Raw genomic sequence first — 12,673 nt, 5'->3', positions numbered from 1 at the left:
GGAGCAGCCAGTCCGGCGGGCGCTTCGTTCTCCCGCGTACTGGACGTACTGGGTACGTGGACGTACTGGACGTCGGTACGGCTCTTCCCCGGCCCGAGGAGGCCCTGCGTGAGCCCCTGACGGCATGCGGGAGCTCGACGGCAGCCGCGGCAGGAGAGGGCGGCCGGCTGCCAGGCACCACGCCGGGCGCGAGCGGACGGGACAGGGCGGCGACGGCACCCCGGTCCCCGCGGGCACCCGCTCTCCCGGAGTCAGCGGCGGCGGAGGTCTGCCACCCTGGCCCGGTCGGGCGAGGGCTGGTCGCCCAGGACCGTGGCGGTGCGCAGTCGTTGGGGGCCACCCGCTTCCGGTACCACCTGGCCGCGGCGCGGCCCGGGGAGTGGTACGTCCCGGCGCGGCTGGCGCCCCGCCGGGACGGGATCGCCTCCCGCGCCGCCCGAAGCGGCTGACCCGCCGGCCACCGCGATCTGCACGCCCTGGTCCGCCAGGGCCTGCAGTTCGGTTGCCGCGCGGTCGTCGTGCGCGGGGGGCTCGTCCGTGACCAGGCGGGTGATCAGATCGGTCGGGACCGTCTGGAACATGGTGTCCGTACCGAGCTTGGTGTGGTCGGCGAGCACCACGACCTCCGCGGCCGCCTGGACGAGGGCCCGGTCGACCGAGGCCGAGAGCATGTTGGACGTGGAGAGTCCGCGCTCGGCGGTCAGGCCGCTTCCGGAGAGGAAGGCCCGGGAGACCCGCAGCCCCTGGAGGGACTGCTCCGCACCGGAACCGACCAGGGCGTAGTTCGAACCGCGCAGGGTGCCGCCGGTCATCACGACCTCCACACGGTTGGCGTGGGCCAACGCCTGAGCCACCAGAAGGGAGTTGGTGACGACGGTCAGCCCGGGCACCCGCGCGAGCCGGCGTGCCAGCTCCTGCGTGGTCGTACCCGCACCCACCACGATGGCCTCGCCCTCTTCGACGAGACCCGCGGCGAGATCGGCGATGGCCGTCTTCTCGGCGGTCGCGAGATGCGATTTCTGCGGAAAGCCGGACTCCCGCGTAAACCCGCCCGGCAATACCGCACCGCCATGTCGGCGGTCGAGGAGTCCTTCTGCCTCCAGTGCGCGCACGTCCCGCCGTACGGTCACTTCGGAGGTCTGGACGACGCGGGCGAGCTCACGGAGCGACACGGCTCCATTCGCTCGCACCATTTCGAGGATCAATTGGCGACGTTCTGCAGCGAACACGAAACTGACAGTAACCCCAACGACCGTCTGCTTTCAGCAGTTTGCGCCGAATAACAGAAGTTGTTCGCATGGCGGGGCGCGAAGTGGTATACGCGCCTACTCACGCCGCCTATGCCGTACGAATGGTCGACAACTCCCCGTGACCAGCGGGAAGTCGCTGCGAAGCGTCAGCTCTCCTCGGCCGTCTTCCGGGTGTGCAACTGCCGTGCCACCTCCGCGATCGAGCCCGACAAGGAGGGATAGACGGTGAACGCGTTCGCGATCTGTTCGACCGTCAGATTGTTGTCGACCGCGATCGAGATGGGGTGGATCAGTTCCGACGCGCGGGGGGCGACGACCACGCCGCCGACCACGATGCCGGTGCCGGGGCGGCAGAAGATCTTGACGAAGCCGTCGCGGATGCCCTGCATCTTGGCGCGCGGGTTGCGCAGGAGGGGGAGCTTCACGACCCGGGCGTCGATCTTGCCCGCGTCTACGTCGGCCTGCGTGTAGCCGACGGTGGCGATCTCGGGGTCGGTGAAGACGTTCGACGAGACCGTCTTCAGGTTCAGCGGGGCCACCGCGTCGCCGAGGAAGTGGTACATGGCGATACGTCCCTGCATGGCGGCGACGGACGCGAGGGCGAAGACTCCGGTCACGTCACCGGCCGCGTACACGCCGGGGGCGGTGGTGCGGGAAACCTTGTCGGTCCAGATGTGTCCGGAGTCCCTGACCTTGACGCCGGCGTCGTCCAGGCCCATTCCGCTGCTGTTCGGGATGGCGCCGACGGCCATCAGGCAGTGCGAGCCGCTGATGACCCGGCCGTCGGAGAGCGTGACCTCGACACGGTCGCCGACCCGCTTGGCGGACTCGGCGCGGGAGCGGGCCATCACGTTCATGCCGCGACGGCGGAAGACGTCCTCCAGGACGGCGGCGGCGTCCGGGTCCTCGCCGGGCAGGACGCGGTCACGGGAGGAGACAAGGGTCACTTTCGAGCCGAGCGCCTGATAGGCGCCGGCGAACTCGGCACCGGTGACACCGGAACCGACCACGATGAGCTCCTCGGGCAGCTCGTCGAGGTCGTACACCTGCGTCCAGTTCAGGATCCGCTCGCCGTCGGGCTGCGCGTCGGGCAGCTCGCGGGGGTGACCGCCGGTGGCGATGAGGACGGCGTCGGCGGTGAGCGTCTCCTCGGTGCCGTCCGCGGCCCGGACGACGACCTTGCGCGAGCCGTCGAGACCCTGCATGCCCTCGAGCCGGCCGCGACCGCGCAGGACGCGTGCGCCGGCCCGCGTCACGGAGGCGGTGATGTCGTGCGACTGGGCGAGCGCGAGGCGCTTCACCCGGCGGTTGACCTTGCCGAGGTCGACGCCGACCACCCGGGCGGCCTGCTCCATGGGAGGCGTGTCGTCGGCGACGATGATGCCGAGTTCCTCGTACGACGAATCGAAGGTGGTCATCACCTCGGCCGTCGCGATAAGGGTCTTCGACGGCACGCAGTCGGTGAGCACCGACGCCCCGCCCAGACCGTCGCAGTCGACGACGGTCACCTCCGCGCCGAGCTGGGCGGCCACCAGGGCCGCCTCGTATCCGCCGGGTCCGCCACCGATGATCACGATCCGAGTCACGTACTCCATTGTCCCGCACGCTTCAAGGTGCTTCCGCCCAGGGGGGCACCGGCTGTGCATCCGAGCTCCTTCTGTTACGCAAGAGGCGTACGCGCCGCTGCCGTACCCTCGACCCCATGTCGCTCTACGCCGCGTACGCCGGCAATCTCGACCCGCGGCTCATGACGCGCCGCGCTCCGCATTCGCCGCTGCGCGCCACCGGCTGGCTGAACGGCTGGCGGCTGACCTTCGGCGGCGAGCACATGGGCTGGGAGGGCGCGCTCGCGACGATCGTCGAGGCGCCGCGCTGCCAGGTCTTCGTGGCGCTGTACGACATCGCGCCCCTGGACGAGGACTCCCTGGACCGCTGGGAGGGTGTCGGCCTCGACATCTACCGGCGGATGCGGGTACGGGTGCACACCCTGGAGGGCGAGGAGCCGACGTGGGTGTACGTGCTCAACGGGTACGAGGGGGGCCTGCCGTCGGCGCGGTACCTCGGGGAGATCGCCGACGCGGCCGAGTCCGCGGGGGCGCCGCACGACTACGTCATGGAGCTCCGCAAGCGACCCTGCTGAGCTCCGGGCCGACGAACCCCGCGACCCTGCTGAGCAGCCCTGCGGCCCAGGTGACGTCTTGCCCTGCGGAGCCTCGCCACTCCGCCGGGGCCTCGCCACCCCGCCGGGGCCTCGCCACGTCGCAGCAGGTTCTTCGCCACCGCGGCGGGTTTCCCCGCCTCCCCCCACGCCCGACTCCGCCCGTTTTCCGGGATCGCGCCGGTCCGGTCGTCGAGGGGGACACCTCCTCCTCGCACGCTTTCTTGGCGCGCTCCGCGCCACCCCCGCACCGTTCCTTGTTGGAAACGACAAGACAACGATCGCAAGACCGTGAGCTCTGTCATCTACGCGCGTAGGCCTGGACCAGCTACCCTCATGCGCGTGAACGCATCTCTTCTTCCGGACGACATCCAGGGCGACCCCTATGCCGCCGCCGGCGCCGCCGCCACGCGGCTGCGCGAGCTCACGGGCGCCGAGACCCACGACGTCGCCCTCGTGATGGGCTCCGGCTGGGCGCCGGCCGTGGACGCGCTCGGCTCCCCCGAAGCCGAGTTCCAGGTCACCGAGCTGCCCGGGTTCCCCCCGCCGGCGGTCGAGGGCCACGGCGGCAAGGTCCGCTCGTACAAGATCGGTGACAAGCGGGCCCTGGTCTTCCTGGGCCGCACCCACTACTACGAGGGCCGCGGAGTCGCCGCCGTCGCGCACGGCGTACGGACCGCCGTCGCCGCCGGCTGCAAGACCATCGTGCTGACCAACGGCTGTGGCGGCCTGCGCGAGGGCATGCGCCCCGGGCAGCCGGTGCTGATCAGCGACCACCTCAACCTGACGGCCACCTCGCCGATCGTCGGCGCGAACTTCGTCGACCTCACCGACCTGTACTCGCCGCGGCTGCGCGCGCTGTGCAAGGAGGTCGACCCCTCCCTGGAGGAGGGCGTGTACGCGCAGTTCCCCGGGCCGCACTACGAGACGCCGGCCGAGATCCGGATGGCGCGTGTCATCGGGGCGGACCTGGTGGGCATGTCGACGACCCTCGAGGCCATCGCCGCGCGTGAGGCGGGGGCCGAGGTGCTCGGTATCTCGCTGGTGACCAACCTCGCCGCCGGCATGACCGGCGAGCCGCTCAACCACGAGGAGGTCCTCCAGGCGGGCCGCGACTCGGCCGCCCGGATGGGCGAACTCCTGACCCAGGTCCTGGACCGGCTGTAGGTTCTTCGGCGCCCCCCTCCGGCCCTGCCCGTCCCGTTACCTGGGGGCTCCACCCCCAGCCCCCCGTATCGCGCTGCGCGCTCGTCCTCACCCGCCGGACGGGCTGGAAACCGGCACCGGATGCCGGCGCCTCCGGCGTGTGAGGAGCGGCTCCGGGGCGGAGCCACGGGTACGGGTCGGGCAGGGGCGGAGGGGGCGAGCGAACCCCGGGGTACACAGCAACGTACGAACGAAGAGAGAGGTTCACCCGAGGTGCAGGACGAACTCATCGCACGGGCCAAGGCGTGGCTGGCCGAGGACCCCGACGCGGAGACCCGTGACGAACTCGCCGAGCTCATCGACGCCGGGGACGTCACGGAGCTCGCCGCCCGCTTCAGCGGCACCCTCCAGTTCGGCACCGCCGGCCTCCGGGGCGAACTCGGCGCCGGCCCCATGCGCATGAACCGCTCCGTCGTGATCCGCGCCGCCGCCGGCCTCGCCGCGTACCTGAAGAGCAAGGGGCAGACGGACGGCCTGGTCGTCATCGGCTACGACGCCCGCCACAAGTCCGCGGACTTCGCCCGCGACACCGCGGCCGTGATGACCGGCGCGGGGCTCCGGGCAGCCGTCCTCCCCCGCCCGCTGCCCACCCCCGTCCTCGCGTACGCCATAAGGCACCTCGGCGCGGCGGCCGGCGTGGAGGTCACCGCCAGCCACAACCCGCCCCGCGACAACGGCTACAAGGTGTACCTGGGCGACGGTTCGCAGATCGTCCCGCCGGCGGACGCGGAGATCGCTGCGCAGATCGACGCGGTCGTCTCGCTGCACGACGTCCCGCGCCCCGCCGAAGGCTGGGAGACCCTCGACGAGAGCGTTCTGGACGCCTATCTGGCCCGTACGGACGCCGTCCTCTCCGAGGGGTCGCCGCGCACCGCCCGCACCGTCTACACGGCGATGCACGGCGTCGGCAAGGACGTGCTGCTCGCGGCCTTCGCCCGGGCCGGCTTCCCGGCCCCCGTCCTCGTCGCCGAACAGGCCGAGCCCGACCCGGACTTCCCGACCGTCGCCTTCCCCAACCCGGAAGAGCCCGGTGCGATGGACCTCGCCTTCGCGCGGGCCCGAGCGACCGACCCGGACCTGATCATCGCGAACGACCCGGACGCCGACCGCTGCGCGGTGGCCGTCAGGGACGGCGCGGACTGGCGGATGCTGCGCGGCGACGAGGTCGGCGCGCTGCTCGCCGAGCACCTGGTGCGGCGGGGTGCGCGCGGCGCGTTCGCCGAGTCGATCGTGTCCTCGTCCCTGCTCGGCCGGATCGCCGAGCGGGCGGGGCTGCCGTACGAGGAGACGCTCACCGGCTTCAAGTGGATCGCCCGTGTGGAGGGTCTGCGGTACGGGTACGAGGAGGCGCTGGGCTACTGCGTCGACCCGGACGGCGTACGCGACAAGGACGGCATCACCGCCGCCCTGCTCGTCACCGAGCTGGCCTCCGAGCTCAAGGAGCAGGGCAGGACCCTGCTCGACCTCCTCGACGACATCGCCGTCACCTACGGCCTGCACGCCACCGACCAGCTCTCGGTCCGGGTGGAGGACCTGTCGGTCATCGCGAACGCCATGCGGCGCCTGCGCGAGCAGCCGCCGACCCGGCTCGCGGGTCTGGCGATCACGAAGTCCGAGGATCTGACGCGGGGCACGGACAAGCTCCCGCCGACGGACGGCCTGCGCTACACGCTGGACTCCGCCCGCGTCATCGTCCGCCCCAGCGGCACGGAGCCCAAGCTCAAGTGCTACCTGGAGGTCGTGGTGCCGGTGGACACCCACGACGGCCTCCCGGCGGCCCACGCGAAGGCCGCCGAACTGCTGGCCGCGATCAAGCGGGACCTGTCGGCCGCCGCCGGTATCTGACGATCTGACGACGGGACCTGTCGGCCACCACCGGTATCCGACGACGGGACCTGTCGGCCGCCGCATAGAACTGCCGACAGAACCTGCCGACCCGCTACCGACAACTGCCGACAACTGCCGCCAGATCCTGTCGGTCACAACCGACAACTGCCGCCAGCACCTACCGGCCGCCATCGACGACTGGCGACGGGACCCGGCAGGATCCGACACCGCCGGTGGGGCCACTCGCGTCGCGACTCTCGCGTCGCGGACCGAGGGGCCCCACCGAGCGAACCCCGCTCCGCCGCCCTTTCGGGTGATTTCCGCACGGCAGTTGACGCAGCGCTCCCGTGCGCCGCCGGAAGACCGAGGAACGGTTACCGGTAGCGCACCACCGAGTCCCAGGAGCTGCCGCGTGCCCTCGACCGCTTCCCGGCCGACATCCGCCCCACCCCGGAACGCCCCGAGCGGACTCGTCCCGACCACCCGGCAGCCGCCGCGGAAGGCCCGGCTCCGCGCCCACCTGCGCCGCGCCGCCCCCGCTCTCCTCGCTTACGCGGCCGTACGCCTCACCGTCCTGCTCGCGGTCGCCCTGTGGGCCCACCGTCAGCACCACGGCCTCTGGCCGATCCTGGCGACGCAGTGGGACGCGAACTGGTACCTGGGCATCGCCGCCCACGGCTACACGCACCACCTGGGCACGGCGTACGACGCGAACAACCTCGCCTTCTTCCCGCTGTACCCCCTGCTGGTCAAGGCGGTCGCGGTGCTCACACCGGGCACGCGCGCGACGACGGGGCTGGTGATCGCGGTCGCGAGCTCGTTCCTCGCCGCGTGGGGCGTCTTCGCGGTGGGCAGCCTGCTGCACGGCCGCCGGGTGGGCGTGCTGCTGACCGTGCTGTGGGCTGCGCTGCCGGTGGGCCTGGTCGAGTGGATGGGCTACACGGAGTCGCTGTTCACGGCGTTCGCCGCGTGGGCGCTGTACGCGGTGTTGACCGGCCGCTGGCTGTGGGCGGGTTCACTGGCGGCGCTGTCCGGGCTGACCCGCCCGACGGGCATCGCGGTGGCGGCGGCGGTCAGTGTGGCGGCCCTGCTCTCGCTCCGCCGGGCGTACTCGGGCCGCGCTCTCGCGGCAGCCGCCCTCGCCCCGGCGGGCTGGCTCGCGTACGTCGGCTGGGTGGGCCTGCGCCTGGGCCGCTGGGACGGCTACTTCGCCGTACAACAGCTGTGGCACAACGAGTGGGACGGCGGCGTGGAGACCCTGCGCCGGCTGCGGGAGGTGCTGGCGTACGACTCGACGCCCGAGCTGTTCCTGGTGATGGTGACCGTGACGCTGCTCGCGTCGGTGGCGCTGTACGTCCTGTCCGCGTGGGACCGACAGCCGCTTCCCCTGCTCGTCTTCACCGGGGTCCTGCTGCTGATCGTCCTGGGCAGCGGCGGCGTCTACTTCCCCCGCGCCCGCTTCCTCCTCCCGGGCTTCCCCCTCCTGCTCCCGCCGGCCCTGTACCTCGCCCGCGCCTCCCGCCGCTTCCGCACCCTGGCCCTTACGGCGGCGGTACTGGGCTCGGTGTACTGCAGCGCGTACATGGTCCTGGTGTGGCCGAGCGCACCGTGACAACCACACGCTGAGCACCCGCCGCGATGACACAAGGCGCGGTCAACCCACGGCGATGACACGAAGCACGGTCAACCCACCGCGACGACGCGAAACACGATCAGCCCACCGCGATGACACCAGGCACGGTCAGCCCACCGCGACGGCATGAGGCGCGGTCAGCCCACCGCGATCAGGATGGCCAGCAGGACCGCTCCCGCGACCGCGGGCCCCATCACCTCGTACGCCCAGCGCACGCTGATCTCGCCCTGTGCGCCCTCGGCGGCCGCCCTGGCCTCGGAGAGCTCGCGCAGGTCTTCCATGATCTGGTCGGTCGTGGCGCGGCTCGGCGCTACGGGAGCGGACGACGCTCCGCCGAACGCGGACGGACGGCCCGTCCCGGAGATGCGGCCCAGCGTCGACATACGGCCGCCGCCGCCCGCCGAGGCGCCGCGCGTCTGCTGCTTGGCCACCCTCTTGCGGGCGCGCAGCGAGACGGGGACCGACCAGAGCTGGTACTTCGTGCCGGACGTGTCGACGACCTCGTTCGAAAAGCCGGAGCGCAGTGCGGCGACCTTGCTCCAGGGCAGCACGATGACGCGGAACGGGTTACGGATGCGCAGTCGGTCCTCGTTCGCGTAGACCGCGGGGCGCAGGGTGAAGGCGGACACCAGCGGAACGACGAGGATCAGCGCGGCGAGGGCCAGCCAGGGGGTGCGGCCGTGGCCCGAGATCAGCGCGTCGACGCCGAGCCAGACCGCGATGAGCAGCAGCAGGACGCCGCCCGCGATGCCGGCGGGCGACCGGTAGATCCGGTCCTTCGTCTCGGGTCGCGAGGCGTCCGGTACGGGGGGCTGGTGATCGGGGGTGCTCATGGCCCGATTGTGCCGGACGTCCGCGACGGGCAGGTACGTGGTGCCCCGCGAGCAGGTACGTGGTGCCCCGCGAGGTGCGTGGGAACCGCGCGACAGGCCCCCACCCGCCCGCAACAGAAGGACGCGGAAGGACGACCACGATGCCGGGGCACAGCCCCCGGATACGGGACATGTCCACGGGACGGGTCAGGATGGGCCCACGGAACGGGTCCGGACGGGCCCACGGAACGGGTCGGGGCGGGCCCACGGAACGGGTCGGGGCGGGCCGACGGGACGAGGGTCGGGGTGGAGGCGGCGGGGAAAGCCACATCGACCCCCGGGGGTGTACAGCCGCTACGCGCGTAGATATGCTCGGCTGGTGACCATGCCCACCACTGCACCTTCCCCCAAGCTCTCGGCTTCGCTCGAGCAGGGTGGTGCCCCCACCCACGCACTCGGCGACGTGGCCGCGTCGGACAGCACGCTGCGCCGCTTCCTCCACGGGCTGCCCGGCGTCGACACGGTCGGCCTGGAGGCGCGCGCCGCCTCGCTCGGCACCCGTTCCATCAAGACCACCGCGAAGGCGTACGCCATCGACCTCGCCATCTCGATGGTCGACCTGACCACGCTGGAAGGCGCGGACACCCCGGGCAAGGTCCGGGCACTCGGCGCCAAGGCGGTCCACCCGGACCCGACCGACTCCGCGACGCCCAGCACGGCCGCGGTCTGTGTCTATCCCGACATGGTGGCCACCGCGAAGGAGGCCGTCGCCGGCTCCGGTGTGAAGGTCGCCTCCGTCGCCACCGCCTTCCCGGCGGGCCGCGCCGCGCTCGACGTGAAGCTGGCCGACGTGCGCGACGCCGTCGCCGCGGGCGCCGACGAGATCGACATGGTCATCGACCGCGGGGCGTTCCTCGCGGGCAAGTACATGAAGGTGTACGACGAGATCGTCGCCGTGAAGGAGGCCTCGGGCGCCGCCCGGCTGAAGGTCATCTTCGAGACCGGCGAGCTGTCGACGTACGACAACATCCGGCGCGCGAGCTGGCTCGGCATGCTGGCCGGGGCGGACTTCATCAAGACCTCCACCGGCAAGGTGGCCGTGAACGCGACGCCCGCGAACACGCTCCTCATGCTGGAGGCCGTCCGTGACTTCCGCGCGCAGACCGGGGTCCAGGTCGGCGTGAAGCCGGCCGGCGGCATCCGCACCACCAAGGACGCCATCAAGTTCCTGGTCCTGGTGAACGAGACGGCGGGCGATGACTGGCTGGACAACCACTGGTTCCGCTTCGGCGCTTCCTCGCTCCTCAACGACCTGCTGATGCAGCGTCAGAAGCTGGCCACCGGCCGCTACTCCGGCCCCGACTACGTGACGGTGGACTGATCCATCATGGCTTCCGCATTCGAATACGCACCGGCGCCCGAGTCCCGCTCCGTCGTCGACATCGCCCCGTCGTACGGGCTCTTCATCGACGGCGAGTTCACCGAGGCCGCCGAGGGCAAGGTCTTCAAGACCGTCTCCCCGAGCACCGAAGAGGTCCTCTCCGAGGTCGCCCAGGCCGGTGCCGAGGACGTCGACCGTGCCGTGAAGGCCGCCCGCAAGGCCTTCGAGAAGTGGTCGGCGCTGCCCGGCTCCGAGCGCGCCAAGTACCTGTTCCGTATCGCCCGGATCATCCAGGAGCGCTCCCGTGAGCTCGCCGTCCTGGAGACCCTGGACAACGGCAAGCCGATCAAGGAGACCCGCGACGCCGACCTCCCCCTGGTCGCCGCGCACTTCTTCTACTACGCGGGCTGGGCCGACAAGCTCGACCACGCGGGCTTCGGCGCGAACCCGCGCCCGCTGGGCGTGGCCGGCCAGGTCATCCCGTGGAACTTCCCGCTGCTGATGCTGGCGTGGAAGATCGCCCCGGCACTCGCGACCGGCAACACGGTCGTCCTCAAGCCCGCCGAGACGACCCCCCTCTCCGCGCTGTTCTTCGCGGACATCTGCCGCCAGGCGGGCCTGCCCAAGGGCGTCGTCAACATCCTTCCGGGATACGGCGACACGGGTGCCGCGCTCGTCGAGCACCCCGACGTCAACAAGGTCGCCTTCACCGGCTCGACCGCCGTCGGCAAGGCGATCGCCCGCCAGGTGGCCGGTACGCAGAAGAAGGTCACCCTCGAACTGGGCGGCAAGGGCGCGAACATCGTCTTCGACGACGCCCCCATCGACCAGGCGGTCGAGGGCATCGTCACCGGCATCTTCTTCAACCAGGGCCAGGTCTGCTGCGCGGGCTCCCGGCTCCTCGTCCAGGAGTCGATCCAGGACGAGCTGCTGGACTCCCTGAAGCGCCGGCTCTCCACCCTCCGCCTCGGCGACCCGCTCGACAAGAACACCGACATCGGCGCGATCAACTCCGCCGAGCAGCTCTCGCGCATCACCTCGCTCGTCGAGCAGGGCGAGGCCGAGGGCGCCGAGCGCTGGTCCCCGGCGTGCGAACTGCCCTCCTCCGGCTACTGGTTCGCCCCGACGCTCTTCACGAACGTCACCCAGGCGCACACCATCGCCCGCGACGAGATCTTCGGCCCGGTCCTGTCCGTCCTCACCTTCCGCACCCCGGACGAGGCCGTCGCCAAGGCCAACAACAGCCAGTACGGCCTCTCGGCGGGCATCTGGACCGAGAAGGGCTCCCGGATCCTGGCCGTCGCGAGCAAGCTCCGCGCGGGCGTCATCTGGTCCAACACGTTCAACAAGTTCGACCCGACCTCGCCGTTCGGCGGTTACAAGGAGTCGGGCTTCGGCCGCGAGGGCGGTCGTCACGGCCTGGAGGCGTACCTCGCCCCGTCGAGCCCGGAGGGCGAGCGATAAACATGAGCGCAGTCGAGAAGTCCGAGCAGCGGCGTCTGGGTGTCTTCAAGACCTACAAGCTGTACGTGGGCGGGAAGTTCCCGCGTTCGGAGAGCGGCCGGGTGTACGAGGTGACCGACTCGAAGGGCAAGTGGCTGGCGAACGCGCCGCTTTCCTCCCGCAAGGACGCCCGTGACGCGGTCGTCGCTGCCCGCAAGGCGTTCGGCGGCTGGTCCGGGGCCACGGCCTACAACCGCGGCCAGATCCTCTACCGCATCGCCGAGATGCTGGAGGGCCGCAAGGACCAGTTCGTCCGCGAGGTCGCGGACGCCGAGGGCCTGTCGAAGTCGAAGGCCGCCGCTGTCGTCGACGCCGCGATCGACCGCTGGGTCTGGTACGCGGGCTGGACCGACAAGATCGCCCAGGTCGTGGGCGGCGGCAACCCCGTCGCGGGCCCGTTCTTCAACCTGTCCTCCCCGGAGCCGACGGGCGTGGTCGTCGTACTGGCCCCCCAGGAGTCGTCGTTCCTGGGCCTGGTGTCCGTGATCGCTCCGGTGATCGCGACCGGCAACACGGTGATCGTGATCGCGAGCGAGAGGTCCCCGCTCCCGGCGCTGTCGCTGGGCGAGGTGCTGGCCACCTCCGATCTGCCCGGCGGGGTCGTCAACGTCCTCTCGGGCCGTACGGCCGAGATCGCCGCTCCCCTCGCCGCGCACCAGGACGTCAACGCGATCGACCTCGCGGGCGCGGACGACGTACTGGCCAAGGAGCTGGAGATCGCCGCCGCGGACAATCTCAAGCGAGTCGTCCGTCCACAGGCTGTGGATTACTCCGAGACCCCCGGCATCGAGCGCCTCACGGCCTTCCTGGAGACGAAGACCGTCTGGCACCCGACGGGGTCCCTGGGCGCCTCCGGATCGTCCTACTGAGTGGTTGAGCTGCTGGGCGGCTGAGCAGCTGGGC

At 71.4% G+C, this 12,673-nt stretch carries 9 protein-coding genes and 1 pseudogene; 7 read left to right on the top strand and 3 right to left on the bottom strand.

Going from position 1 to position 12,673, the window contains the following annotated elements:
- Positions 1–251: 251 nt before the first annotated feature.
- Both ACFVXA_RS04945 and ACFVXA_RS04940 read right to left on the bottom strand, forming a co-directional pair.
- Positions 252–1,229 carry a DeoR/GlpR family DNA-binding transcription regulator gene (locus tag ACFVXA_RS04945; RefSeq protein WP_362032312.1) on the bottom strand — a complete coding sequence of 326 codons (978 nt, stop codon included), beginning with the start codon at positions 1,227–1,229 and terminating at the stop codon, positions 252–254.
- A 167-nt stretch (positions 1,230–1,396) separates the two neighbouring features.
- Positions 1,397–2,902 (bottom strand): annotated as a pseudogene (locus tag ACFVXA_RS04940) (NAD(P)H-quinone dehydrogenase); the annotation flags it as partial.
- 50 nt (positions 2,903–2,952) lie between these two features.
- Between ACFVXA_RS04940 and ACFVXA_RS04935 the strand changes: the two are divergent.
- The 4 genes from ACFVXA_RS04935 (at position 2,953) to ACFVXA_RS04920 (ending at position 8,053) form a co-directional block, all read left to right on the top strand.
- Complete coding sequence (locus ACFVXA_RS04935; protein ID WP_362032310.1) at positions 2,953–3,390, top strand: gamma-glutamylcyclotransferase; 438 nt, start codon at positions 2,953–2,955, stop codon at positions 3,388–3,390.
- 360 nt (positions 3,391–3,750) lie between these two features.
- Complete coding sequence (locus ACFVXA_RS04930; RefSeq protein WP_362032307.1) at positions 3,751–4,575, top strand: purine-nucleoside phosphorylase; 825 nt, start codon at positions 3,751–3,753, stop codon at positions 4,573–4,575.
- 252 nt (positions 4,576–4,827) lie between these two features.
- On the top strand, positions 4,828–6,459 hold the full coding sequence (locus tag ACFVXA_RS04925) for a phospho-sugar mutase (RefSeq protein ID WP_390023829.1): 1,632 nt from the start codon (positions 4,828–4,830) through the stop codon (positions 6,457–6,459).
- Between the two features lie 394 nt (positions 6,460–6,853).
- The gene (locus ACFVXA_RS04920; protein WP_390023827.1) at positions 6,854–8,053 is read left to right on the top strand and encodes a hypothetical protein; all 1,200 of its coding nucleotides are present in this window, start codon (positions 6,854–6,856) and stop codon (positions 8,051–8,053) included.
- Positions 8,054–8,211: 158 nt separating this feature from the next.
- On the opposite strand, the gene ACFVXA_RS04915 is transcribed toward ACFVXA_RS04920, so the two are convergent.
- On the bottom strand, positions 8,212–8,907 hold the full coding sequence (locus ACFVXA_RS04915; RefSeq protein ID WP_383748195.1) for a PH domain-containing protein: 696 nt from the start codon (positions 8,905–8,907) through the stop codon (positions 8,212–8,214).
- A 364-nt stretch (positions 8,908–9,271) separates the two neighbouring features.
- Between ACFVXA_RS04915 and deoC the strand changes: the two genes are divergently transcribed.
- From deoC to ACFVXA_RS04900, 3 genes are read left to right on the top strand one after another with little or no spacing between them, the layout of a single operon-like run.
- Complete coding sequence (deoC, locus tag ACFVXA_RS04910) at positions 9,272–10,267, top strand: deoxyribose-phosphate aldolase (protein ID WP_383911792.1); 996 nt, start codon at positions 9,272–9,274, stop codon at positions 10,265–10,267.
- 6 nt (positions 10,268–10,273) lie between these two features.
- Positions 10,274–11,731: an aldehyde dehydrogenase family protein gene (locus ACFVXA_RS04905; protein ID WP_383748191.1), complete on the top strand. Its 1,458-nt coding sequence runs from the start codon at positions 10,274–10,276 to the stop codon at positions 11,729–11,731.
- Between the two features lie 2 nt (positions 11,732–11,733).
- Entirely contained in the window at positions 11,734–12,639 is a 906-nt protein-coding gene (locus tag ACFVXA_RS04900) for an aldehyde dehydrogenase family protein (protein ID WP_362032289.1), read from the top strand.
- Positions 12,640–12,673: the final 34 nt, after the last annotated feature.

Origin of the sequence: Streptomyces sp. NPDC058246, assembly GCF_042881985.1 — a bacterium.
Lineage (GTDB): Bacteria > Actinomycetota > Actinomycetes > Streptomycetales > Streptomycetaceae > Streptomyces.
The sequence above is the reverse complement of the archived record's forward strand: the minus strand, read 5'-3'. Positions and strand labels throughout refer to the sequence as shown.

Coding starts and splice junctions, on each gene's coding strand:
- deoC (WP_383911792.1), top strand. CDS start 9,272: ATGCCCACCACTGCACCTTCCCCCAAGCTCTCGGCTTCGCTCGAGCAG.
- ACFVXA_RS04905 (WP_383748191.1), top strand. CDS start 10,274: ATGGCTTCCGCATTCGAATACGCACCGGCGCCCGAGTCCCGCTCCGTC.
- ACFVXA_RS04915 (WP_383748195.1), bottom strand. CDS start 8,907: ATGAGCACCCCCGATCACCAGCCCCCCGTACCGGACGCCTCGCGACCC.
- ACFVXA_RS04935 (WP_362032310.1), top strand. CDS start 2,953: ATGTCGCTCTACGCCGCGTACGCCGGCAATCTCGACCCGCGGCTCATG.
- ACFVXA_RS04900 (WP_362032289.1), top strand. CDS start 11,734: ATGAGCGCAGTCGAGAAGTCCGAGCAGCGGCGTCTGGGTGTCTTCAAG.